At 36.5% G+C, this 23,854-nt stretch carries 22 protein-coding genes; 14 read left to right on the plus strand and 8 right to left on the minus strand.

Annotation, left to right across the window (positions count from 1 at the left end; genetic code table 11):
* Positions 1-52: 52 nt before the first annotated feature.
* The 4 genes from V7S76_RS00005 to V7S76_RS00020 all read right to left on the minus strand — a co-directional run bounded on the left by V7S76_RS00005 (position 53) and on the right by V7S76_RS00020 (position 3,223).
* Positions 53-1,249, minus strand: coding sequence for an IS256 family transposase (locus tag V7S76_RS00005; RefSeq protein WP_459508595.1), 1,197 nt, complete (start codon positions 1,247-1,249; stop codon positions 53-55).
* A gap of 109 nt (positions 1,250-1,358) precedes the next feature.
* Entirely contained in the window at positions 1,359-2,261 is a 903-nt protein-coding gene (locus V7S76_RS00010; RefSeq protein WP_459507950.1) for an aldo/keto reductase, read from the minus strand.
* Between the two features lie 3 nt (positions 2,262-2,264).
* Entirely contained in the window at positions 2,265-2,780 is a 516-nt protein-coding gene (locus tag V7S76_RS00015; protein WP_459507951.1) for a D-glycero-alpha-D-manno-heptose-1,7-bisphosphate 7-phosphatase, read from the minus strand.
* 2 nt (positions 2,781-2,782) lie between these two features.
* On the minus strand, positions 2,783-3,223 hold the full coding sequence (locus V7S76_RS00020; protein ID WP_459507952.1) for a hypothetical protein: 441 nt from the start codon (positions 3,221-3,223) through the stop codon (positions 2,783-2,785).
* Between the two features lie 158 nt (positions 3,224-3,381).
* On the opposite strand from V7S76_RS00020, the gene V7S76_RS00025 reads away from it, so the two are divergent.
* Genes V7S76_RS00025 through V7S76_RS00040 form a run of 4 tightly spaced genes read left to right on the plus strand, consistent with a single transcriptional unit; the run spans position 3,382 to position 6,162 of the window.
* The gene (locus V7S76_RS00025; RefSeq protein WP_459507953.1) at positions 3,382-3,762 is read left to right on the plus strand and encodes a DUF983 domain-containing protein; all 381 of its coding nucleotides are present in this window, start codon (positions 3,382-3,384) and stop codon (positions 3,760-3,762) included.
* A 14-nt stretch (positions 3,763-3,776) separates the two neighbouring features.
* The gene (locus V7S76_RS00030; RefSeq protein WP_459507954.1) at positions 3,777-4,853 is read left to right on the plus strand and encodes an LptF/LptG family permease; all 1,077 of its coding nucleotides are present in this window, start codon (positions 3,777-3,779) and stop codon (positions 4,851-4,853) included.
* Positions 4,854-4,856: 3 nt separating this feature from the next.
* The gene (locus V7S76_RS00035; protein WP_459507955.1) at positions 4,857-5,750 is read left to right on the plus strand and encodes a DMT family transporter; all 894 of its coding nucleotides are present in this window, start codon (positions 4,857-4,859) and stop codon (positions 5,748-5,750) included.
* A 19-nt stretch (positions 5,751-5,769) separates the two neighbouring features.
* Entirely contained in the window at positions 5,770-6,162 is a 393-nt protein-coding gene (locus V7S76_RS00040) for a hypothetical protein (protein ID WP_459507956.1), read from the plus strand.
* 13 nt (positions 6,163-6,175) lie between these two features.
* On the opposite strand, the gene V7S76_RS00045 is transcribed toward V7S76_RS00040, so the two are convergent.
* Positions 6,176-7,321 carry a methionine aminotransferase gene (locus V7S76_RS00045; RefSeq protein WP_459507957.1) on the minus strand — a complete coding sequence of 382 codons (1,146 nt, stop codon included), beginning with the start codon at positions 7,319-7,321 and terminating at the stop codon, positions 6,176-6,178.
* Between the two features lie 71 nt (positions 7,322-7,392).
* On the opposite strand from V7S76_RS00045, the gene V7S76_RS00050 reads away from it, so the two are divergent.
* From V7S76_RS00050 to V7S76_RS00075, 6 genes are all read left to right on the plus strand, one after another.
* Entirely contained in the window at positions 7,393-7,974 is a 582-nt protein-coding gene (locus tag V7S76_RS00050; RefSeq protein WP_459507958.1) for a MiaE family protein, read from the plus strand.
* A 352-nt stretch (positions 7,975-8,326) separates the two neighbouring features.
* Complete coding sequence (locus V7S76_RS00055) at positions 8,327-8,926, plus strand: TetR/AcrR family transcriptional regulator (RefSeq protein WP_459507959.1); 600 nt, start codon at positions 8,327-8,329, stop codon at positions 8,924-8,926.
* A complete protein-coding gene (locus tag V7S76_RS00060; RefSeq protein ID WP_459507960.1) occupies positions 8,923-10,266 on the plus strand; it encodes a TolC family protein in 1,344 nt (447 codons plus the stop codon). The genes V7S76_RS00055 and V7S76_RS00060 overlap by 4 nt, the downstream gene beginning before the upstream one ends.
* A gap of 18 nt (positions 10,267-10,284) precedes the next feature.
* A complete protein-coding gene (locus V7S76_RS00065) occupies positions 10,285-11,400 on the plus strand; it encodes an efflux RND transporter periplasmic adaptor subunit (RefSeq protein ID WP_459507961.1) in 1,116 nt (371 codons plus the stop codon).
* A gap of 78 nt (positions 11,401-11,478) precedes the next feature.
* Positions 11,479-14,853: an efflux RND transporter permease subunit gene (locus tag V7S76_RS00070; RefSeq protein WP_459508596.1), complete on the plus strand. Its 3,375-nt coding sequence runs from the start codon at positions 11,479-11,481 to the stop codon at positions 14,851-14,853.
* 192 nt (positions 14,854-15,045) lie between these two features.
* Entirely contained in the window at positions 15,046-15,570 is a 525-nt protein-coding gene (locus V7S76_RS00075; protein WP_459507962.1) for a hypothetical protein, read from the plus strand.
* 23 nt (positions 15,571-15,593) lie between these two features.
* On the opposite strand, the gene thrC is transcribed toward V7S76_RS00075, so the two are convergent.
* Positions 15,594-16,898: a threonine synthase gene (gene thrC, locus V7S76_RS00080; protein WP_459507963.1), complete on the minus strand. Its 1,305-nt coding sequence runs from the start codon at positions 16,896-16,898 to the stop codon at positions 15,594-15,596.
* Between the two features lie 223 nt (positions 16,899-17,121).
* Here thrC and fbaA point away from each other — a divergent pair, with 223 nt between their 5' ends.
* A complete protein-coding gene (gene fbaA, locus V7S76_RS00085) occupies positions 17,122-18,204 on the plus strand; it encodes a class II fructose-bisphosphate aldolase (RefSeq protein WP_459507964.1) in 1,083 nt (360 codons plus the stop codon).
* A 114-nt stretch (positions 18,205-18,318) separates the two neighbouring features.
* The gene (locus V7S76_RS00090) at positions 18,319-19,035 is read left to right on the plus strand and encodes a pirin family protein (protein ID WP_459507965.1); all 717 of its coding nucleotides are present in this window, start codon (positions 18,319-18,321) and stop codon (positions 19,033-19,035) included.
* Positions 19,036-19,061: 26 nt separating this feature from the next.
* Here the strand turns inward: V7S76_RS00090 and V7S76_RS00095 are convergent, their stop codons facing one another.
* Entirely contained in the window at positions 19,062-20,177 is a 1,116-nt protein-coding gene (locus V7S76_RS00095) for a trans-sulfuration enzyme family protein (protein ID WP_459507966.1), read from the minus strand.
* A gap of 6 nt (positions 20,178-20,183) precedes the next feature.
* Entirely contained in the window at positions 20,184-20,909 is a 726-nt protein-coding gene (gene lptB, locus V7S76_RS00100; RefSeq protein WP_459507967.1) for an LPS export ABC transporter ATP-binding protein, read from the minus strand.
* A 149-nt stretch (positions 20,910-21,058) separates the two neighbouring features.
* Here lptB and recJ point away from each other — a divergent pair, with 149 nt between their 5' ends.
* Positions 21,059-22,801: a single-stranded-DNA-specific exonuclease RecJ gene (gene recJ, locus V7S76_RS00105; protein WP_459507968.1), complete on the plus strand. Its 1,743-nt coding sequence runs from the start codon at positions 21,059-21,061 to the stop codon at positions 22,799-22,801.
* Positions 22,802-23,228: 427 nt separating this feature from the next.
* Positions 23,229-23,846 (plus strand): 50S ribosomal protein L3, encoded by a 618-nt coding sequence (gene rplC, locus V7S76_RS00110; protein ID WP_459507969.1) that lies wholly within the window; start codon positions 23,229-23,231, stop codon positions 23,844-23,846.
* Positions 23,847-23,854 lie beyond the last annotated feature (8 nt).

Genomic DNA, 23,854 nt, shown 5'->3' on the forward strand with positions numbered 1-23,854 from the left:
GACACTATCCCATAAACTGTGTAAGTAAAAAACAGGGGCTTCGGATTTGCTTTTAAATTCGGAGCCTTTTTTCAAATATAGCCAAAAATTGATTCAAAATAATTCCCCAGTTGTGAATTGGCATACCCCATTTCTTGGTGGCTTCGTTGATTGCTAAATAAACGGACTTCATTAGTGCGTCATCTGTGGGAAACGAGAGCTTATTTTTGGTGTACTTACGGATCTTTCCGTTCAGGTTTTCAATCAGATTCGTCGTGTAAATAATCTTTCTAATTTCGAGAGGAAAATCAAAAAAGACGGTTAGTTCATCCCAATTGTCTTCCCAAGAGCGAATAGCGTAAGGATATTTCTTACCCCATTTAAGGCTAAAGTCTTTGAATGCGGCTTCAGCTGCTTGTTTGGTAGGAGCATCATATATGTGTTTCATATCGCGCGAGAACTCTTTTTTATCCTTCCAAACCACATAGCGACAAGCATTGCGAATCTGATGAACAACACAAATTTGCGTTTGAGATTCAGGAAAAACTGCTCGGATTGTTTGCGTGAAACCGTTTAAGTTATCTGTTGCCGTAATTAGGATATCCTCAACGCCACGGGCCCTTAAATCCGTTAATACCCCCATCCAGAAGCTTGAACTCTCATTTTTTCCTAACCACATTCCAAGTACCTCTTTGCGTCCGTCTCGATTTAATCCAATGGCTAAGTAGACTGTTTTGTTTACGACCTTGGAATTCTCTCGAACCTTAAAAACAATCCCATCCATCCACACCACTAAGTATACCGCATCAAGTGGGCGATTCTGCCAGGCGATAGAATCCTCCACAATTCGCTCTGTGACACGTGAAATAGCCGAGGTAGATAGTTCGAACTGATAGATCTCTTTAATCTCTTGTTCGATGTCACTCACGCTCATTCCTTTGGAATAAAGCGAAACAATGAGGTTTTCAACACCTGTAGAATACCTGCTTCGTTTAGGAACCAGTATAGGATCAAAGCTGGATTCTCGGTCTCGTGGAACCTCAATTTGGGTTTCTCCAAATTCAGTTTTAATCACCTTTTTCTGCGTGCCATTACGAGCATTAGAACTAGGTGTTTTTTCGTACTTGTCGTAGCCCAAATGAGCATCAAGTTCTCCTTCAAGAATCTTCTCCAAGCCTCGCTTGTGAATATCTCGTAAAAAAGCTTGGAGTTCTTCTCCAGTCTTAAGTTGCTTTAAGAAAGCATCTGTTAATGAATCTTGTGTTTTCAATTCCATCTCATTAATGTTTAAATGTAAAAAAAAAATAGTGAAGGCCGAAACCAACACTATTTTTCACTTACACACTTTTTGAGATGGTGCCCCTAATACCTATTACCTCTTACCTAACCTCCGGACTTGGTCGACTTGTATTGTACAATTCATACCAATCTTGATGATCGAGTTTGATACAGAATGAATCCACAATATTGCGAATTCTTTTTTCTTCTAACGTGCCAATTAAAGGTAGAGCACCTAATTTAACCAACCAAGCAACCGCAATAGATTCGACATTGCTTTGGTATTTTTCAGCTATTTCAATCAATTTCTTACGTAATTTCAACGCCAATTCATCCGTGCCGTTTTCAATTCTTCCACCCGCTAAAGGAGAAACCGCCAAAGGACGCATGTATTTTTGTTTCACATAATCGACTACCCCATTGTCAAGCGCGGAGGTGTTCAATAAATTCAAATCGATGTGATTGGAAACAACAGGAATATCTAAGAAAGAAACCAATAATTGGTGTTGATGAACAGAGAAGTTGGAAACACCAATATTTTTCACTTTACCACTACTTTTCAATTTTTGCAATGCTAAAGCAGTTGATTCAATATCAGATAAAGAATCCAATTGGTCCAATAAAAAGATATCTAAATAATCTGTTTGTAAATTCTTTAATGAATTTTCAACGCTTTTGATGATATGTTCGGCGGAAGTATCGATGTGCTGAACACGGTATTCTGGTCTTGCTGGACTCGGATAATTGACGCCACATTTGGAAAATAAAACGACATCACTTCGTTTGAATGATTTTTTTGCCAATATTTCTCCGAATAATTTCTCGCAAGAATATTGTCCATAACGATCTCCATGGTCAAATGTATTAATGCCTAATTCTAGACATAAATTCACGATTTTTTCCATGGTTGCACTGCTGTTTGCAGTTTCTTGTTCCCATCTCCAAAATCCATAAATGGCTGGAGAAACTTTCGGGCCGGCGTCGCTAAGGTAAATCTTTTCCATGGCTTAATCGTTTAATATAATTTTGGATGCTTCTAATAAATCTTGAACTAAATGGCTTGCAGAACTATTGGTATCCGAAGGGCAAATACGGATGGTCCTCAAACCAGCTCTTGTACCTGCAAGAACATCTCTTTCATGGTCTCCAACCATCCAGGATGAACTCATATCCACTTGGTATTTTGCAGCCGCTTTTTCAATCAATAGGGAGCCAGGTTTTCTGGTTAGAGATGCACTGTCGTAGTTTTCATGATACGGACAGAAATACAAATCATCCAAAACTCCACCACTGGCTTCTTGAAGTGCATCGTGAATCAATTGCACATCTTTGCGCTCATAAATTCCCTTGGCGATACCACTTTGATTGGTAATTACAACCAATAAATAGCCAGCTTTTTTTAAATTTTGCAAAGCTTCCACCACTCCATTCGGAATGATGAATTCTTCCATTCGATAAACATAATCCACGCGATCAACGTTTAAAACGCCATCACGGTCTAAAAAAATGCACTTTTGACTCATACTTAGTTGGCAATTCTATCCCAAGGAATTCTGCTTAAAATTAATGCCAAAGCTAAACCATATAATAACCAAGCATTTTTATGTTTTTGAGAATCAGCAATTGCTTTTTTGTTTTTGGAATAGGCAACTGTTACTAATATAGCAGCAATAATATTCACTGTGATATGTTCCACTGCGATTAAACGCAAGGCTGGATTTTTCATGGCTGCACCGAAATCAGCAAAAGCGGCCTGAGTTAAAGGGCTTAAAAATACATAAAGTACCAAGCCGATCAATAATTGTGTATGTACTGAGATTAAGAAAAATAAGCCAGATTTACGATCTGAATCAGTAAATGGACTAGCCGTTCTAAAACCTTTTACTCCTTTTAAAATAGCTAAGAATCCTAAAATTAGAACTACCCAGCGTAAGTACGAATGCAAGAATAATAAAGTTGAATACATGATGTGTAAGTTTTTGTTTCGGCAAAGATACAAATTACTCTTGAGAAGTTTGAAGTATGCCATATGAGGTTTGAATTATTATTTGCTACATTTCACCGATTTACCTCTTATATCTTACATCATAATGAGTACCTTTGTAACGCTTATCCAAAAAATATATGTCAAATCCGTCAAAGTTACTAGCAGTCGTAAATGCACGTTGTCCGCAATGTCATGAAGGACGCTTATTTAAGTTTAAATTTTGGAATCTTTTCAATTTCACTCAAATGCATGAACATTGTCCTAAATGTGATATTCGTTATGAAGTTGAACCTGGTTTTTTCTTTGGAGCCATGTATATTTCATATGCGTTTACCGTGGGAATTATGTTGGTCGGAGGAATTGTCATCTTTAATTTTTTCAATGACCCTCCAGCTTTGGGTTATGTAGTGCCTATCACCATCGTTTCTTTATTAATGGTTCCTTTTAATTTTAGAATGGCAAGAGTATTGTTTATTCATCTTTTTTCTGGAATTAAATATCAAAACGATAGTAAGTAAGTTTAAGATTTTACATGAAAATACTTGATCTGTATATTCTAAAGAAGTTTTTGAAAACATATGTTTTCGCCGTTGTCATCATTGTATTGATTGTGATGGTGATTGACTATACAGAAAAAATTGATGATTTTATTCGAAAAGAGGCTCCATTAAATGAGATCATTTTTAATTATTATTTCAATTTTATACCCTATTGGGCTAATTACATTAGTCCGCTCATGGTTTTTATTGCGACTGTTTTTTTTACAGCCAATATGGCGGCTAAAACAGAAATTATAGCCATATTAAGCTCTGGCGTAAGCTTCACTCGCTTAATGCGTCCTTACCTCATTGGTTCTAGTTTAATTGCTGTGGGAACTTTTTTTATGATTGGGTGGATTGTGCCCAATGCGAATAAAATTCGTGTACCTTTTGAACATAAATACATCAATGGAACCTATTATTTTGATAAAAGAGATGTTCATATCAAAATCGGATCAGATGTCTACGCTTACATTGAATCTTATGATAACAATTCTAACACGGGATTCCGATTTACCTTAGAAAAAATAAAGGACAATGAAATTCAGCGAAAACTAATGTCTGAGCGAATTTCTTGGGATACCCTACACAAGAAATGGCAAATTTTTGATTATCGTTTACGAATCGCTGAGCCAGGGAATTCAAAAGTAGTTTTTGGTTCAAAAATGGATACAACCTTAAATTTGTTTCCTAGAGATTTTCAAAATAAACATTTATTGCATGAAACGTTCACTTTACCGGAATTGGATCGACACATTAGTTTAGTGCGCACAAGAGGTTCTGATGGGATAGAAGTGTTTTTAATTGAAAAATATTTACGTTTTGCGAATCCTTTTTCCGTAATTATTCTAACCATCATTGGCTTTTTGGTTTCAGCCAGAAAATCAAGAGGTGGTGTAGGTTTTCAAATTGCTTTGGGTTTCACTTTAGCCTTTGTCTACATTCTCTTTTTTATGATGAGCAAAGGTATTGCCGAAGGGGGAGGAATGCCTCCTATGCTAGCTGTTTGGCTCCCCAATATTGTTTTTAGTTGCATCGGTGTAGGGTTGTACTATACCATTCCAAGGTAAAATATGCGCCAAAAACCTCAGCTTTTCGACTATTTCAAAATTCATTTCATTGTTGTTTTGTATGCATTTACGGCCATTTTAGGGAATGCAACTCATGCCAATGCCTTGAGTATTGTATTTTTTAGATGTGTTATTACCAGCATTGCCTTATTGACCATTTTGTATTATTCCAACGTAGGTTTTAGAGTTGATAAAAAAGTTTGGCAAGTTTGGATTTTAAATGGGGTCTTTATTTCCTTGCACTGGTTATTGTTTTTTGGAGCGGCCAAAGTTTCTACCGTTGCGATGTGTTTGGCAGGATTATCTACCCAAACTTTTTGGACGAGTCTCATGGAACCGATTGCCAAAAAAGAAAAGATCAAATTAATTGAAGTTTTTCTGGGTGCAATTGTAATTTTGGCCTTGTTTATTATTTTTTCAGTAGCACAAACGCAATGGCTTGGATTGCTTTTGGGAATTGGAGCTGGATTTTTTGGAGCCTTGTTTTCTGTTATCAATGGAGCCTATACGCATTCGCATGATCCAAGATTAATAACAGTTTATGAAATGATTTCGGCAGGAATGATGACTGGATTGGTTTGGTCCTATGGGGTATTCAATGGTTGGGAAAACTATATTCCTCTGGAATGGGATTGGCTTTGGATTGCCATTTTGGCGATTGTTTGTACGGTGTATGCTTATACAGAAACCATTAAACTGTACCGTGTTTTTAGTGTGTTTTCCATCAATTTAGTCATTACTTTAGAACCTGTATATGGAATAATTTTGGCAGTATTTATTTTTGGCAACAAAGAAATCATGCAACCTGGTTTTTATTGGGGGACCGCATTATTGGTATTGACTGTAATGGTTCATCCCTTTTTGGTAAGAAGCCAAGCGCCTAGTAATCCATTGTAGAACGATAAAATCAAATAAAATGAACATAAATTTCCGGTTATTCGTATTCTTTTTTGGGCTTTTACTTTTGAGTTCTTGCACCAAAGAGCCAGATTTGACAGGATTTGATGCGGAGGCATTTAAATTAGACCGTGGTGCATGTTCAGGTACTCGTGAAAAGCAAATAGATTGGTTGAAAAGTCATAAGGAAAATTTGAAAGCAGTCAGTTCAAATCGATTGGAGGAGTTGATCGGCAAACCAGATATTCAACAATTAGCTGACCGAAACCAAGAATATTACATCTATTTTTTAGAAAAAGGTGCTCAGTGTGACAAAATCAAATCACCTTCTAATGCGCAATCCATTGCTTTTCGTTTTTCAGCGATAGGCTTAGCTACGGAAGTGACTTTTCAGTTGGGCGTGCCGCTTTGATATAACATTTTATTTATAGCTCCCTTAGCCGACTCGCGGCCTCTAACAACATCTCATCTGTTTTAGCAAAACAGAAACGAAGAATTTTATCTTCGGGTGGAGTTTCATAAAAAACAGAAATCGGAATGGAGGCCACTTTGATTTCTTTTGTCAGGCGTTCTGCTAAATCAGTGTCCTTTTCTAGACTAATTTCGGAATAATCCAAGCATTGGAAAAAGCTGCCTTGACTTGGTAAAATCTTCCATCGGCTACCTTGTAGGGCATGAGCAAATAGGTCTCTTTTTTGTTGGTAAAACGCGGATAATTCTAAATAATGTTTGGGCTTTTTGAGAATATCTGCCAAAACGAATTGCAGTGGCGTCGCACTTGAGAAAGTAACCCATTGATGTAACTTTCGAAATTCGGCTGTTAAATAGGCTGGGGCTAAACAATAACCCATTTTCCATCCTGTGATGTGATAGGTTTTGCCGAATGACCCACAAATGAAGCTTCTTTTGCGTAATTCTTCATGTAAAATAACAGAGGAATGTTGTTTTCCATCAAATACGATATGTTCATAAACTTCATCTGAAACAAGTAAAATATCAGTTCCGCGCAATACATCTACTAAAGATTGTAAGTCTTCCATTTCCCAAATGGCGCCTGTTGGATTATGGGGTGTGTTCACCATAATTGCCCTAGTTTTGGAATTGATTTTTTGCTTCAATTCATCAAAATCAATGCGATATCCTTTTGATAATTCCAAAGGAATATGCACCGGAATACCGCCCGCCAATCGAACGATGGGATCATAGGCATCATAGGAAGGGTCAAACATAATGACTTCATCTCCTGGGTGTACGCAACAATGAATAGCTGCAAAAATGGCTTCCGTGGCTCCTGAAACAACCGTTACTTCTGAATTAGCATCCAAATTTACTTCATAAAAGGAAGCTGTTTTTTCGGCAATACTTTTTCGCAATTCAGGTATTCCTGCCATAGGCGAATATTGATTATGTCCTTTGGCATAAAATTTCAAAAGGTCTTGGATTTCAGGGTCACAATCAAATCCAGGAAATCCTTGAGATAAATTGAGGGCATCATTTTCCAATGCCATTTGAGACATTTTGGTAAAAATAGTCGTTTGAACTGACGGTTGTTTGGAAGGGAAATGGATCATTGCTTGCTTTTACTAAACGAATTTAGGTTTATTAATCTTTGTTCGAGTAAATTTGTGCAAAAAAAATATGTATGCTTGGTCTAAAACTTCCTACTGATCCCCGCTGGGTAAATATCGTTGAATCCAATATCGAGGAAATTTTAACGGATCATGCTTGGTGTGAGCAAAAAGCTGCGACCAATGCCATTTCAATCATAACGCTTAATTCAGAAAAAAGTGAACTGGTTTCCGCTATGATTGCCTTAGCCAAGGAAGAAATGGAGCACTTTGAACAAGTGGTTACGATTATTCAAAAAAGGGGACTGTTTTTTGGCAGAGAACGAAAAGATAGCTACGTCAATGAATTGTACAAATTTGCTCAAAAAGGCGGTAGTCGAAATCAAGCACTTGTCGATCGTTTACTTTTTTCTGCCATGATTGAAGCTCGTAGTTGTGAACGATTTAAGTTACTCTCTGAGAAAATTACAGACCCTGAATTAGCCTCATTCTATCGCGAATTGATGATCAGCGAGGCAGGGCATTATACCACTTTTTTGAATTTTGCTCGACAATACGCTGAAAATATTGATGTGGAAGCCCGTTGGAAAGAATGGTTGGCCTTTGAAGCTGAGGTGATTCAGAATTATGGTAAAGAAGAAACGATCCATGGCTAATGTAAGAAGTAAAAGGTATAATCTTACAATACGAATGAAGGGTTAAAATATTTATTATTATCTTAATATTCCATATCGAATTGTCAAATCTCCACCTAAACGCTTTGTTCAAATCGTTCTTCGGATTAACCACGATTTAATACTAAATTCCATATTTATAAAAACTGGGTGTCTTTTGTTAAAAATTCAAGAAAATAGTCTTGTAAAAGGAAAAACCTCTAATAATTTGTTAAATCCTACATGCGTCATACAACCTAACTCTTTCATTATTTCTTAATTTTTTTATATAAAAAACTTTGTAGTATTTAAAAGTTTCCTTAGTTTTGCAACGCTAAATTAAATAGCTCGCAAAATGAAATCTCGTATATTATTTAAGGGAACTCAATTATTCTTTCGTTATGGAATCAAATCTGTGACGATGGATTCTATTGCTAGCGAGCTTGGTATTTCTAAAAAAACGATTTATCAACATTTTCCTGATAAAGACACAATGGTGTTACAGGTTGTGGAATGTTTCATCGAAGAAGATTTGAAAAAATGGGAAGAATTAGATGCCAAATATTCCAATGTCATTGAAAAGATGTTCAAATCTTTTGAGATGCTAAAAGAAATGTTAGAAAATATGAATCCACGAATTTTGTATGAAATTCAGCGGTATTTTCCAGAAGCTTTTCAAAAATTTATCCATTATAAAGAAGGGGTAACTATTAAAAAAATTCAACTTGATTTTTCTCGAGGAATCGAAGAAGGTTACTTTCGAGCTGATATCGATGTTGAATTACTTGCTCGTTTACGTATGGCTGAAGTTGATTTAGCCTTCAATCCCGACTTTTACCCTAATAATAAATTATCGCTTTTTGAAACTCAATTGACTTTCTCTGATATTTTCATGAGAGGTATTTTGACGGAAAAAGGATTACTACTTTACAACTCATACCAAACAAATAAATGATCCGCCTAAAAAAAACAATTGCGTTTGTGTTGGTGCTTTCGAGTACTACGATGTGGGGACAATCTTTCACGCTCAAGGAAGCGGTAGATTATGCCATTACGCACCACGTTCAAGTTAAAAATGGCCAAATTGACATTGCTAATGCTGATGCAAAGGTGAATGAAATTAAAGCCATTGGTTTGCCTCAAGTAAACGGTTCTGTGACTTACACGAATAATTTGATTATTCAACGTATGTTTATTCCTGCCAATACTTTCAATCCTTCAGCACCTGCGAATGAGGTAGTGGCCGCTGAATTCGGGGTGAAAAATTCTGGATTTGCCAATTTTGGTTTATCTCAATTGTTGTTTGATGGCTCTTATTTACTAGGCTTAAAAGCATCCTCTGTTTACAAGGAACTATCAGTGAAGTCTTTGACACAGACCAAACAACAAACAGCAGAAAGTGTAGCAAAGGCTTATTACGGTATTTTGGTCAATGATAAACGTAAAAACCTGTTCGCTTTGAATGTGGGTCGTTTAGATACCTTACTAAAAGAAACGCGTGCATTGTATGCGCAAGGTTTTGTAGAAAAAGTGGATGTTCAACGTTTGGAAGTCCAAGCTAATAATCTAAAAACGGAATTTGACAATGTTACACGTTTGCAAGAAATGGCTTATTTACTTCTAAAATTTCAAATGGGCTATCCTATGGAGGAGCCGATTGTTTTAAAAGAGAATCTAGATCAGATTAAATTAAATTCTACTCTTCTTGCTGAATTAAATGGACCTTTCGAGTATGCAAATCGAATCGAATATTCTATTTTAAAAACACAAGAAAGTTTGGCTGAGTTGGATGTAAAAAGTCAAAAGGCCGGCTATCTTCCTCGTTTGGTTTTGAATGCCAATTATGGATTTAACACAGGTCGTAAAGTGGTTGAAGAAATGATTACCAAACCATGGTTTGACAATGCAACAGTGGGCTTTTCTATTCAAGTACCCATTTTTGATGGTTTTTCAAAAAAATACAAAACCATACAGTCGGAAAATAACTTGAGAAAAGTTCGTCAAAGTTTCGATTTGGTTAAATCTTCCATTGACCTTCAACGTAATCAGGGAATGATTTCTTTGAGAAATTCCTTGGAATCATTAAAGGAACAAAAAGAAAATTTAGATCTAGCCAATGAAATTTCTAGAGTTTCGCGCGTAAAATATCAACAAGGTGTAGGATCAAACCTTGAGGTATTAAATGCAGAAACTTCATTGAAGGAATCACAAGTCAATTACTTTACAGCCTTATACAATGCGTTAATCGCTAAAGTAGAATTAGAAAAGGCGAATGGAACATTATATAACGATTAATCGAAAGGAAAAATAGACATGAAAAAGTTACATATATTATTAAGTGGAATTATGTTGTTCGCTGCTTGCTCTAAATCAGTGGATAAAAAACAAGAATTGGCTGATTTAAAATCGCAAGAGAAAGAAATTACGGCCAAAATTGCCTTGTTAGAAAAAGAATTAGGGAAAGCAAATTCAGCATCCGAAGAAAATGCTAAAGTTGTTGCAGTTGTTGTTTCGCCCATTCAATCACAAACTTTTAAACACTTTGTGGAGGCTCAAGGTTCTGTATTGGCTGAAAATACCGTATTGGTTAGTCCTCAAACAGGTGGTGTGATTGTTAATCTTCCTGTCGTAGCGGGTCAAAATGTTAGTAAAGGTCAATTGATTGCCACCTTAGACAATACGATTTTAAAAGAGTCGATGGAAGAGGTGCGTCACCAACTAGCCTTGGCTAAAACGATGTTTGAAAAACAAAAGGCCCTTTGGGATCAACAAATCGGTACGGAAGTTCAGTTTATCAGTGCAAAATCTAACAAAGAGTCTTTGGAGAAACGTTTGGTTACTTTACAAGCTCAATTAGCCCTTTCAAAAGTTACTGCACCCATTTCAGGAACGATTGAACTTGTTCGTCAAAAAGCAGGTGAAATGGCTTCTCCAGGTATGCCAATTGTACAAATTGTTAATCTTGGCAATTTGAAAATTTCGGCTAAAATATCTGATACTTACATTAGCTCCGTAAAATTGGGTGACCCTATTACGGTAAAATTTCCAGATATTGAGAAAGAAATCGTCGCTCGTATTTCGTTGGTTTCTAAATTGGTTAATCCATTAAGTAGAACCTTTGAAATCGAAGCAAAAATTCCGAATGCAGGTGACTTAAAGCCTAATCAATTGGCTGTTATCAACATCAATGATACTTCAAAAGCGAATGCGCTGATCATTGATGAGAATTTAGTACAAAAAACGGAAAAAGGAAATTTGGTGTATGTAGCTGTTGATAAAAATGGTAAAAAAGTGGCTGAAGCTCGTACAATTACCTTGGGTCTATCCTACAATGGTCAAGCAGAAGTGGTTTCTGGATTAAAAAATGGCGATTTAATTATCACACAAGGCTACCAAGATTTAGTGGATGGTCAATCTATTTCATTTTAATCTCTCCGCCAACAAACATTTATGGAAAAGAATTTAAAAAATGAGCAACTTCCTGAAGGAAAGGGCTTGATATACAACATGGTGGGTTGGTTAGGCCAAAATAGAACCACCGTTTACATTTTCACATTTATCATTTTTGCTGCGGGCTATATTATTTATCAGCGTTTACCGAAAGAGCAATTTCCAGATATTGTAGTTCCTCAAATGGTTATTCAAACTGTTTATGCAGGTGCTACACCAGGTGATATAGAAAATGTTATTTCAAAACCGATTGAAAAACAACTAAAATCCGTCACGGGTGTCAAACGTATCAAATCCAATGCTTTGCAGGATATTTCTGTGATCATTGTGGAATTTAATACCGATGTAACGGTACCCATTGCCAAGCAACGTGTACAAGATGCAGTAGATAAATCGATTACTGATTTGCCTAAAGATTTAACTCGGCAACCTTCTGTTGCGGAAGTGAATTTTTCAGAGTTTCCAATCATGAACATCAATATTGCTGGAGATTATCCTTTGGATAAATTGAAAAAGTATGCAGAAGATTTGCAAGATGAAATCGAAGGAATGCCTGAAATTAATCGAGTGGATATTATTGGTGCTTTGAAACGCGAAATTCAAATTAATTTGGATTTAGCTAAAATGCAAAGTTATGGAATAACTTTTTACGACATTCAAAGTGTCGTTCAAGGTGAAAACGTGAATATTTCTGGAGGAGATCTTTCTGTGGGAGGTGTTCGTCGTTCTCTTCGTGTTGCTGGCGAATTTAAAACAGTGAATCAAATCGGTGAAATCATCATACGTTCAAGTACTGGGGCAGTCGTTCGTTTGAAAGATATCGCTGAAGTGAAAGATGCTTACGAAGAAAAACAAGATTTCGCTCGTTTAAATAACAAATCAGTTATCACTTTGAATGTTATCAAGCGAGGTGGGGCCAACCTAATTGAAGCAGCCGATCGAATTGAAAAAACCATCGAAGAATACCGTGAATCTAGATTTCCTGCTGGTTTAGTTGTTTCAATCACAGCAGATCAATCGGAACGTACACGTGGTGATTTAGCGGATTTGATCAATACGGTTATTTTAGGATTCATTTTTGTTGTTATTGTCTTGATGTTTTTCATGGGGGTCAGAGATGCTGTGTTTGTGGGACTTTCTGTTCCCTTATCGGCATTGTTGACTTTCTTGTTTATGCCAGGATTGGACTTCACCTTGAATACAATTGTGTTATTTGGATTCTTGTTAGGTTTAGGAATTGTGGTAGATGATGCCATTGTGGTTATTGAAAATTCACATCGTTTATTCAATAATTTCAAGAAATTAAGCATTGTTGAATCAGTTAAATTAGCAGCTTCAGAAGTGTTTGTTCCTGTATTGTCGGGTACTTTAACAACGATTTCTCCTTTCTTGCCTTTGCTATTTTGGCCAGGAATTGTGGGTGAATTCATGAAATATCTACCAATGACTTTGATCATTACCTTGTTTGCTTCCTTATTTGTTGCTTATGTCATGAATCCTGTATTTGCCATGACTTTTATGAAAAGACATGATGAAGAACAGAATGATGTTAAAAATCCCAAATTAGCAGATATACGCAAAACGGTCTTTATTTTAGTTTGTTTAAGTGCGTTTGGTTATGTGATTGGTTTTGGATTAGGCCATTTTGGGTTTGGAAATTTCTTTGTATTTTCTCTTATTCTGTATGTTTTCAATCATTTTGTTATTACTCCAAAATGGATTGTTCCTTTTCAAAATAATACCTTACCCGCATTTAAAAATTCATATCGTCGTTTAGTTTCTTGGATTATTTACGGATATAGACCTTTATATACCGTTTTGGCATCATTTGTACTACTTATTTTCACCTTTATACTGGTGGGTATTGCCAAGCCAAAAGTCATTTTCTTCCCTTCTGGAGATCCTGATTATATCTATTTGTATGCAAAAATGCCAATTGGTACAGATGCCGTCGTAACGGATTCTATGACCAAAAATATTGAAAAGCGTGTTTTCAGTTTTATCAAACAAGAAAATGTAGGTAAAATTGTCAATTCTGTTATTTCAAATGTGGGTAAAAATGCTGGTGATCCGATGAACCCCGATCGTGGTGCAACTCCACATAAAAGTAAAGTGACTATCGCTTTTGAAAAATTACAATTACGCGATGGCATTTCAACCGAAGAAATTTTAGTCAAATTGCAACAATCCTTTGCAAAAAATCCAATTGCTGGAGTCGAAATGTCGATTGAAAGAGAGCAAAACGGCCCTCCAACTGGCAAGCCAGTTACCATAGAAATTTCCGGAGATGATTTTTCCATGTTGCTAGACTTGGAGAAAAAAGTTAAAAAATCTATTTCAGCATCAGGTATTCAAGGGATTCAGGAATTGAAATCGGATTTGGTGACCAATAAGCCTGAAATTCTGATTGATGTAAATCGCGAGAAAGCGAGTCGTGAAGGAATTTCTTCCGCTCAAGTTGCCATGGCAATTCGTACAGGATTATTTGGAACAGAAATTTCTAAATTCAGAGATGTAAAAGATGAATATCCTATCCAATTACGTTTGAAAGGTGATTCTAGAAATCAAATTGAAAAGTTGCTTTCCATGAATATAACGTATCGTGATATGAATTCGGGAGGCGCATTGAGACAAGTTCCATTGAATTCCGTGGCGGATATTCGATATGCTTCTTCTTTCAGTCAAATCAATCGTAAGAATCAAGAGCGTGTGGTAACCCTTTCATCAGATGTAATTCAAGGATACAATGCGAATGAAATTGTAGCTGAATTGACAACCTTGTTCGAATCAATCGATTTACCTCAAGGTTATCGAATCAAAATGGGTGGTGAGCAAGAAGATCAACAAGAGTCGATGGCATTTTTAGGTTTAGCATTTATGGCCGCATTAGTTTTGATTTACTTAATTTTAGCCACACAATTCAATTCAGCCGTTAAACCTATCATTATTTTTGCTACGATTCTCTTATCCTTAATTGGTGTATTCTTAGGATTCTTAGCATTTGGAATGACTTTCTCTGTCATCATGTCGGGGGTTGGAATTATTGCTTTGGCAGGAATTGTTGTGAAAAATGGTATTTTATTGATTGAATTCATCGAGGAACTACGCTTTAAACGTGGTTATGAATTACGGGAAGCCATTATTGAAGGCGGAGGAATTCGTTTGACTCCGGTATTATTAACAGCTTCAGCAGCAGTTTTAGGATTGATTCCTTTAGCAGTTGGTTTGAGTATCGATTTTGGCGCTATGTTTACCGAATTGAATCCACATATTTTCTTCGGTTCTGAATCAGCGGTTTTCTGGGGAATTTTAGCGTGGACAATTATTTTTGGATTGACATTCTCTACTATTTTGACTTTGGTCATTGTCCCATGTATGTATTATATTTCTGAGAGAATCAAAGAAAAATATGGCAAGAAAAGTCTTAGTTAATCTATAAAATTTTAGAATTTAAATCAAAAGCCTTTGTGTACTTGTTATGCAGAGGCTTTTGTTTGAATATATAGACCTCGTTTTTTTGACTCTTTAATTGTCAAAAGACTCATTTTTTAAAAATATAATGAATTAAGGCTGTCATTAGTTTTATTTTATTTCGAGGTTTGATAATTTTGAGAAAAAAAAACCATGAAATTACTAGGAATAGGTTCTCGTATAGAACATCCACTAAAAGGAAAAGGAGTTATTACTAACCTAAGTTCAACTGAATATTTTGTCACTTTTATAGAAAGTGGATTTGCCAGCATCTCTTTTGATTCAGAATTTGAAGTCATTGAAAATGTTAAATCTGATGATGATTTAGTCAGTTTTTTTGATGTTGAGCAATCGCTGTTAAGCATCTTGAAAAAATGGAACGGAATGGGTGAAACCGTTTTTATTGGTGATAAATGGAAGGGAGGAAAAATGGTGTTAGAACCGGGTCAAATTGGTTTAGCTTCTAAAGAAATACCGTTGGATACATTCTTTCATAAGATTATCATGCTGAGAGATCGTTTACGTGTGATGGAGCAAAAAATCAATGCTAGTAAAATCGAAGAAATTGAGAAAATAGAACTTCAACAATACATCACGCGTATCTATGGAACTTTAACCACATTTAATGTGCTGTTCAAGTCTCAAGATCAATATTTTATTGGTGAAAAAGGAAAATGATAGAGGGTAGGGTTCAACTATTCTTAACTCAACAAGTAATTTTTGAATCCTTCATAATCAGTCCCTAAAGAAATAGCTACTTTTTCTTTGTCTAATAATTCGGACAAACGGCTCGGAATACTTACTTTTTGCCCTAAGGTTGATTCAACCGTGGGTAAGAATTTAGCATAATGGGCTGTTGAAAGGATAATTCCTGTGATATTTTCTGGATAATCTTGTTTGAATTGTGCTAAACCATCATAAGCCACCGCAGTATGTGGACACATGATGTAATTCGTTTTCTCAAACACATCTTTCATCGTTTTTTGTGTTTGATCATCCTGGGTGTAATAACCTTTTATCAAAGAGGATACCTTATTCCATTCACCCCCAGCGAGTAATTTCATTCGAATAAAATTCGAAGGATTGCCAACATCCATGGCATTCGATAAGGTTTCTACACTTGGTTTTGGATGATATTCACCTGAATGTAGATATTCTGGGACAATTTTATTTTCATTGCTTGCCGCTACGAAAGCATGTACAGGTAAACCCATTTGGTAAGCAATTAATCCAGCACTTAAATTCCCAAAATTGCCGCTGGGTACACAAAACACCAATGGTGCAGTTAAACCCTGTTTTTTGGCTTGCGCAAAGGCAGCAAAATAGTAAAAAGATTGAGGAATCAAACGAGAAATATTAATGGAATTGGCGGATGCCAAATTGAATTTTTCTCTTAATTCGGTATCTAAAAAAGCTTGTTTGACCAGTTTTTGACAGTCGTCAAAGGTTCCATCTATTTCCAATGCCGTCACATTAGCCCCCAAGGTCGTCAATTGCTTTTCTTGTATGTCCGAAACTTTGCCTTTGGGATATAAAATGGCCACTGAAATGCCAGGTGTTTGATAAAAACCTTGCGCGACTGCTCCACCCGTATCACCTGAGGTTGCTACTAAAATTCGGATTTCTCTCTGAGATTTCAACAAATAATGCGACATGATAGCCGCCATGAATCTTGCACCAAAATCCTTGAAAGCCATAGAAGGGCCATGAAATAATTCCAACACATGAACCTCTTCATTAATCTTAACCAATGGCGCTTCAAATGTCATGGAACTATGAATGATTCCTTCGATTTCTTCTTTGCTTAAATCATCACCTAGTAGACTTTCACAAACCGCAATTGCAATTTCTTGAAAACTCTTGTTTTCAATTGTTTCAAAAAAAGAGCTAGGCATTGCTTTAATTTCTGTCGGCATGTAGAGCCCATTATCAGGGGGCAAACCTCGGAAAATGGCCTCTTCTAAAGATACATTTGGACTACTTTGTTCGGTGCTGTAAAGAATCATATTCGATAATCCTCCAGTGGAAGATTGGATTTTATGCTGTATTATACTGAATTGGACACAAATTTAGGAATTTAGCCTTGTATAGGCAAATGCAAAGATTTTGTGAGCGAAAATTGTATATTTCTTAGATTTTGACTGTCATTTTGCTATTTTTTTGTATTTTTGTCCTTTATGTAATTGTAAATCAGTACTTTTTATTTATTTCCAAAGAAAAAAATTAATTATGTCAAGTTTATCCAACCAAAAAGGAGTTTTGCATGGTGATGCTGTTCAAGAATTATTTGAAATCGCTAAGAAAAACCAATTTGCTTTGCCTGCTGTTAATGTTACAGGTACCAATACAGTTAATGCTGTATTAGAAGCTGCCAAAGCAGTTAATTCGCCAGTTATCATTCAATTCTCTAATGGAGGTGGAATTTTTTATGCTGGAAAAACACTTTCCAATGAAAATCAAGCTGCTGCTGTGGCTGGTTCTATTGCAGGTGCGCACCATGTTCACCAATTGGCTAAAGCTTATGGTGTTCAAGTTGTTTTACATACAGATCATTGTGCTAAGAAATTATTACCTTGGATTGACGGTTTGTTAGATGCTGGAGAAAAATTCTTCGCTGAAACAGGTCAACCATTATTCTCTTCTCATATGATTGATTTGTCAGAGGAGCCTTTGGAAGAAAACTTAGAAATTTGTGCGAAATACTTAGAGCGTATGTCTAAAATGGGTATGACGCTTGAAATTGAATTAGGTGTAACAGGTGGCGAAGAAGATGGTGTGGATAACTCAGATGTTGATTCTTCTAAATTATATACCCAACCAGAAGAGGTGGCTTATGCGTATGAAGTATTAAGTAAAATCTCTCATCGTTTTACCATTGCTGCGGCATTTGGAAATGTACACGGTGTTTACAAGCCAGGTAATGTGAAATTGCAACCTGTTATTTTGAAAAACTCACAAGAGTTTATCCGTAATAAATACAGTTTATCGGCAGAAAAGCCAATCAATTTCGTATTCCACGGAGGTTCAGGTTCTTCACGTGAAGAAATCCGTGAAGCATTATCTTATGGAGCTATCAAAATGAATATCGATACGGATACACAATGGGCTTTATGGGAAGGAATTTTAGATTTCTACAAAGCAAATGAAGGATATTTACAAGGTCAAATCGGAAACCCAACAGGTGACGATGCTCCAAATAAGAAATTCTATGATCCTCGCGTTTGGTTGCGTAAAGGAGAAGAAGCTTTAGTAAGTCGTTTGAAAATCGCATTCGAAGATTTGAATGCTAACAACGCCAACCAATATTTATAATTAGTTTCTTTTGATTCCAATAAGAGGATAGGCTTAGCTTATCCTCTTTTTTTTGTTTTATCTGTAGGAACAAAAAGAAAAATTTATCTGTTTTGTCTTTTTAAATTTTGTCCAATGAAAATTGAATTGCATCCAGCAAGTGCTCGTGGTACCGCCGATTATGGTTGGTTAAAAGCGACATATAGTTTTAGTTTTTCGAACTATTACAATCCATCAAGAATTCATTTTGGTGCTCTTCGCGTGCTAAATGATGATTTTATCGAAGGTGGCATGGGGTTTGGGAAGCATCCTCATGATAACATGGAAATTGTGACCATACCTTTAAAGGGAGCTGTTGCTCATGAAGATTCAACAGGTATGAAGGGGATTGTGAAAGCTGGGGATATTCAAATTATGTCAGCAGGTTCAGGCATTTTTCATTCAGAAAAAAATGCTAGTCACAATGAACCTTTGCAATTATTTCAAGTTTGGGTAATGCCCAAGCTAAAAAATATTCAACCTCGATATGACCAAAGAAGTTACCTACCCATTGATTTCAAAAATCAATGGAAAACGGTTGTTTCCCCTTTAGGTTCAGACATTGATTCCTTACAAGTGAATCAAGATACCTATTTCAATATCAGTCATTTAGATGAAGGTACATCATTGAACTATGAATTACATGGCGAAAAGCAAGGTGTTTTTTTGATGGTCATTGAAGGAGAGATATCCGTAGGCGAAAATCAATTAGCAAGAAGAGATGCGATAGGTATATCAGAAATTCAATCTGTCAATATTCAAGCTAATACATCCGCTGAGGTATTATTAATCGAAGTTCCAATGGTTTGGTAAAATGTATTTAAGGAAGCTTTCAAGAATTAAATATTCTTCCAAGCTTCCCATAAGTCTTCGATATTTTCCAATCCAACAGATAAACGCAACAAATTTCCAGGTGTTTTTGAATGGGGGCCTTCAATGGATTTTCGATGTTCCACCAAGCTTTCTACTCCACCTAAACTTGTTGCTTGTTTAAAAATACCTAATTGAGAGGCTAAATGTTGGGTTTCTTGCTCAGACATGCGCATTTGGACAGCAATCATACCACTTTGACCTAAAGGCATTTGTTTGATGGCTAAATCATATTGGGGATTAGATAATAAACCTGGATAATGAACCGCCTCTATTTTTGGATGAGTTTCTAATCTTTTGGCTAATTCCAAGGCATTTTCACTGTGTTGTTTCATTCGGATGGCCAAGGTTTTCAAACCTCTAGCTAATAAATAGCAGTCCAAAGGGTTAGGAGTGGAGCCCATTAAAATTTGGACTCTTTTCATTCTTTCTGACCAAGAATCAAGGTTTTTATAAATAATTGCACCTCCTAATACATCCGAATGTCCACCTATGTATTTAGTAGTGGCATGCATAACAAAATCTGCACCAAGGCTAATGGGGTTTTGTAAAATAGGAGAAGCTAAGGTATTATCAACGGCAACCTTAATTCCCTTGGAATGAGCTAGTTGGCAAACGGCTCCGATGTCAGTTAAGGTCAATTGTGGATTGGCTGGGGATTCCAACCAAATTAATCGGGTATTTTCTTTGATCGCTGATTCAATAGCCAACAAATCGCACATATTTGTTTGAGATACTTCTAAACCCCAAGGCCCTAAAATCTCTTCAGCTAACTTATAGCTAGCATAATACCCCACTTCGGGCATTAAAATATGATCTCCGCTTGAAAGGCACTGAAACACAGCATTCACTGCAGCTAAACCAGAACTAAAAGCCAAAGCCCCAGCTCCACCCTCTAAAACAGCCAAGCCTTTTTCCAAGGCATCGCGATTTGGATTGGAATTGCGGGAATACATATGCCCCAATGGATAGGATCCATCTTCATTTCTTTCAAATGTTGTACTTAAGAAAATCGGACTCGCAATGGATGCGGCCGTTTTGTCCTCTAAGTTGGTAGCATGTATGGCTATTGTCTCCTTTCTCATGAATCCCTATTCTCTCAGTTTGAAATTTTTACCTAAGTATAATCGACGTACTTGTTCATCATCTGCTAATTCTTTTGGAGTCCCTGCCTTCAAAATTTTACCTTCAAATAACAAATACGCTCTGTCGCAAATGGAAAGAGTTTCATCCACGTTATGGTCCGTAATTAAAATACCAATGTTGCGGAATTTAAGTTTTGCCACAATCGACTGAATTTCCTCAACTGCAATAGGGTCAACTCCTGCAAAAGGTTCATCCAATAAAATGAATTTAGGATCCACTGCTAAAGCACGAGCTATTTCTGTTCTTCTTCTTTCCCCACCAGACAAAACCTGTCCTAAACTTTTTCTAACATGAGTTAAGGAAAATTCTTCTAATAAACTTTCGGTTTTTTCTTTTTGCTCTGTGCGACTCATTTCTGTCAATTCAAGCACAGCAAGGATATTTTCTTCTACGGTTAAAGTTCTAAACACAGAAGCTTCCTGGGCAAGATAGCCAACTCCCAAACGGGCACGTTTGTACATAGGAAGACTTGTTACGTCTAAGTCGTCTAAATACACTTTGCCTTCATTGGGTTTAACTAATCCTGTCGCAATGTAAAAGGAAGTAGTTTTTCCTGCTCCATTGGGGCCTAGTAAGCCCACAATTTCCCCTTGAGCTACTTGGTAGCTAATGTGGTCATTGACAAGTCTTTGACCATATTTTTTAACTAAATTCTCTGTCCTTAAAATCATAGCAGGCAAAAATAAAGAATTTCTATCGAACTATTAGAAGCTTAAATGATTTTAAATACGGTGACAAATAGAATATCAGAGTCTTGATAATATGAATAGGTTTTATTTGTTTTAAAATGGAAATTGTACTTTTGTTCAAAATCTAAAGAATGCTACACCCTAAAAAGAATTGGACCTTCGTTCCAAATCCTGATCCGAAAGAAGTTGAAATGCTCGCTGAGCAATTGAAGACTACAAAAAATCCGTATTTTTTGCAATTGTTGGTTTCGAGAGGGATTAAAAATTTTGAAGATGCGAAGGCATTTATGTTACCTGATTTAAGTCAATTGCATGATCCATTTTTAATGAAAGACATGGATAAGGCAGTTGAGCGTTTGAGTCGGGCCTTGGAAGATGGGGAAAAAATTCTTGTGTATGGGGATTACGATGTAGATGGAACGACCTCCGTGGCCGTGATGTACAGCTATTTAACAGAGATGCTGGGAGCCGATTGCGATTATTACATTCCTGATAGATATTCAGAAGGATACGGAGTGTCACAAGCCGGAGTTCAATATGCTTTGGATAATGAATATAGCTTAATTATTTCTCTAGATTGTGGTGTAAAGGCGCACGAGAAAATTGCTTGGTGCAACGATCATGGAATTGATTTTATTGTTTGTGATCACCATTTACCAGAAGCAAATTTACCAGAGGCTTATGCGGTGTTAGATCCCAAACGCATCGATTGCCCTTATCCTTTTAAGGAATTAACGGGATGTGGTGTTGGATTTAAGTTGATTTGTGCTTTAGCGCAAACGCATGATTTGGATATGGAGCCCATTTGGGAGAAATTGGATTTATTAGCGTGTAGTATTGCAGCTGATATGGTTCCGATTGTCGGAGAAAACCGAATTTTAGCTTTTCATGGGTTGAAAAAATTGGGCAAAAATCCAACACCTGGTTTGGGGTATCTATTGCAAAAGGCAGGAAAAAAATCGCCCATTCAAATTACGGATGTCGTATTTTCTATTTCTCCCATTATTAACGCAGCGGGTAGGATGGAGCATGCGCATGGGGCGGTTAAATTATTGCTTAGTTCAGATTATGAAGAAGCAAGAATTATGGCGGAGGCAGTAATTCAACAAAATTTAGAACGCAAGGCAGTTGAAAAGGAAATTGTGGGTCAAGCATTAGCCATGTTTGAAACAAATGATTTTTTGAAAAGGGCCAAGAGTTCTGTTTTATTTTATCCAGAATGGCATAAAGGAGTTGTTGGGATTGTTGCAAGTAAAATTCAAGAGCAATATTATCGGCCGACAATTATCTTAACGGAATCGAATGGGCAAGTGGTAGGTTCAGCTCGTTCTGTGAAGGGATTTGATATACATCATGCTTTGGAGCAATGTGTGGAACTATTGGAGCAATTTGGTGGCCATACACATGCGGCAGGTTTGCATTTGAAACATGAAAATTTAGCAGCTTTTATCAATAAGTTTGAATCATTGGTTGTAGAGGGTTTAGGAAATGCTGTCAATAAAGCTGAATTACGGGTAGATTTAGAATTGCCACTTTCTGCCTTGACTTTATCATTTCATGATAATTTATTGGTTCGCTTATCGCCATATGGCCCTGGCAATATGCTACCATATTTTGTTAGTTCCCAAGTATTTGTGAGAGATCGACCACAAATAATGAAAGATGAGCATTTGAAAATTCAAGTAAGTGATACTCCTAACGGGGCTACCCAGGAAGCGGTATGCTTTGGTATGAGGAAAGATTTTTATGAAGGACTAATGCTTGCTTACGAGCAATATAAGCCTATTCAGATACTGTTTCATGTAGATATTAATGAATTTAGGGGGAGCCGTACCTTGCAATTAAGGGTATTAGATTTCAAGGATGCATTGTAGTAATCGCCTGATTGATAAATGATTTTAAAAATATTTTTAATTACCTTGTTGTATTTTTAAAATATATTCTTACCTTTGCACTCCCGTTAGACAGACGCAGTTTTTCATTCAGAAAGAGGTTGGCAGAACTTCTCGAATAAGATTAAAGAACAAAACAATGCGTGTTTAAAGGTTTTAAATTAAGGTAAGCTTAATTTTTGTGTCAGAACTGGTATTGGTTAATGAGAGTTGAATGCCCAGCCCATTAATTTAGTATTAAGCTACACAAGGTGTCTTCCGCTGTTATCCACGGCGCTCTCATCTTGTCAGCTTTACACCAATCTGCCTTTTTATTGATTCCTATATCATTGTTAAATGATTTTGAATAAAAGTCTTACAACAAGCCTCGGTAGCCTTGTAAGCATAATTTTTTAAACAAAAATATTATATGTCTGGAATTATTGGTAAAAAAATCGGGATGACCAGCCTATACATGGAAGACGGTAGATCCGTTGCATGTACGCTGATTGAAGCCGGCCCTTGTGTAGTAACGCAAGTGAAAACCGTTGAAACTGACGGCTATACAGCTGTTCAAATTGGATACGGAGAGAAAAAAGAGAAACATACAACAAAATCTTTGTTGGGACATTTCAAGAAAGCAAATACTACTCCAAAGAAGAAATTGGTTGAGTTTCGCACATTTGCGCAACCTTTAAATTTGGGTGATGTATTAACTGTTGAGATGTTAGAAGTAGGATCGTTTATTGACGCTGTTGGTACTTCTAAAGGTAAAGGTTTTCAAGGGGTAGTGAAGCGTCACGGATTTGCGGGTGTGGGTGGTCAAACTCACGGTCAGCATAACAGAGGTCGTCACCCAGGTTCTATTGGAGCTTGTTCATTCCCATCTCGTGTATTTAAAGGTTTGCGAATGGCAGGTCGTACAGGGGGTAATCGTGTTAAGGTTCAAAATTTAGAAGTTTTGAAGGTATATCCAGAGAAGAACTTATTGGTTGTTTCGGGATCAGTTCCAGGAGCAAAGAACTCTTACATAATTATTGAAAATTAACATTCATG

It is taken from the genome of Aquirufa sp. ROCK2-A2, from assembly GCF_054558485.1.

What these genes read in the sequence shown, in the direction of transcription:
- V7S76_RS00065 (WP_459507961.1), top strand. Translation starts at nt 10,285, where the DNA reads ATGAAAAAGTTACATATATTATTAAGTGGAATTATGTTGTTCGCTGCT.
- V7S76_RS00015 (WP_459507951.1), bottom strand. Translation starts at nt 2,780, where the DNA reads ATGAGTCAAAAGTGCATTTTTTTAGACCGTGATGGCGTTTTAAACGTT.
- lptB (WP_459507967.1), bottom strand. Translation starts at nt 20,909, where the DNA reads ATGATTTTAAGGACAGAGAATTTAGTTAAAAAATATGGTCAAAGACTT.
- rplC (WP_459507969.1), top strand. Translation starts at nt 23,229, where the DNA reads ATGTCTGGAATTATTGGTAAAAAAATCGGGATGACCAGCCTATACATG.
- V7S76_RS00025 (WP_459507953.1), top strand. Translation starts at nt 3,382, where the DNA reads ATGTCAAATCCGTCAAAGTTACTAGCAGTCGTAAATGCACGTTGTCCG.
- fbaA (WP_459507964.1), top strand. Translation starts at nt 17,122, where the DNA reads ATGTCAAGTTTATCCAACCAAAAAGGAGTTTTGCATGGTGATGCTGTT.
- V7S76_RS00055 (WP_459507959.1), top strand. Translation starts at nt 8,327, where the DNA reads ATGAAATCTCGTATATTATTTAAGGGAACTCAATTATTCTTTCGTTAT.
- V7S76_RS00010 (WP_459507950.1), bottom strand. Translation starts at nt 2,261, where the DNA reads ATGGAAAAGATTTACCTTAGCGACGCCGGCCCGAAAGTTTCTCCAGCC.
- V7S76_RS00060 (WP_459507960.1), top strand. Translation starts at nt 8,923, where the DNA reads ATGATCCGCCTAAAAAAAACAATTGCGTTTGTGTTGGTGCTTTCGAGT.
- V7S76_RS00095 (WP_459507966.1), bottom strand. Translation starts at nt 20,177, where the DNA reads ATGAGAAAGGAGACAATAGCCATACATGCTACCAACTTAGAGGACAAA.
- V7S76_RS00050 (WP_459507958.1), top strand. Translation starts at nt 7,393, where the DNA reads ATGCTTGGTCTAAAACTTCCTACTGATCCCCGCTGGGTAAATATCGTT.
- V7S76_RS00035 (WP_459507955.1), top strand. Translation starts at nt 4,857, where the DNA reads ATGCGCCAAAAACCTCAGCTTTTCGACTATTTCAAAATTCATTTCATT.
- V7S76_RS00040 (WP_459507956.1), top strand. Translation starts at nt 5,770, where the DNA reads ATGAACATAAATTTCCGGTTATTCGTATTCTTTTTTGGGCTTTTACTT.
- V7S76_RS00090 (WP_459507965.1), top strand. Translation starts at nt 18,319, where the DNA reads ATGAAAATTGAATTGCATCCAGCAAGTGCTCGTGGTACCGCCGATTAT.
- V7S76_RS00020 (WP_459507952.1), bottom strand. Translation starts at nt 3,223, where the DNA reads ATGTATTCAACTTTATTATTCTTGCATTCGTACTTACGCTGGGTAGTT.
- V7S76_RS00045 (WP_459507957.1), bottom strand. Translation starts at nt 7,321, where the DNA reads ATGATCCATTTCCCTTCCAAACAACCGTCAGTTCAAACGACTATTTTT.
- thrC (WP_459507963.1), bottom strand. Translation starts at nt 16,898, where the DNA reads ATGATTCTTTACAGCACCGAACAAAGTAGTCCAAATGTATCTTTAGAA.
- V7S76_RS00030 (WP_459507954.1), top strand. Translation starts at nt 3,777, where the DNA reads ATGAAAATACTTGATCTGTATATTCTAAAGAAGTTTTTGAAAACATAT.
- V7S76_RS00070 (WP_459508596.1), top strand. Translation starts at nt 11,479, where the DNA reads ATGGTGGGTTGGTTAGGCCAAAATAGAACCACCGTTTACATTTTCACA.
- recJ (WP_459507968.1), top strand. Translation starts at nt 21,059, where the DNA reads ATGCTACACCCTAAAAAGAATTGGACCTTCGTTCCAAATCCTGATCCG.
- V7S76_RS00075 (WP_459507962.1), top strand. Translation starts at nt 15,046, where the DNA reads ATGAAATTACTAGGAATAGGTTCTCGTATAGAACATCCACTAAAAGGA.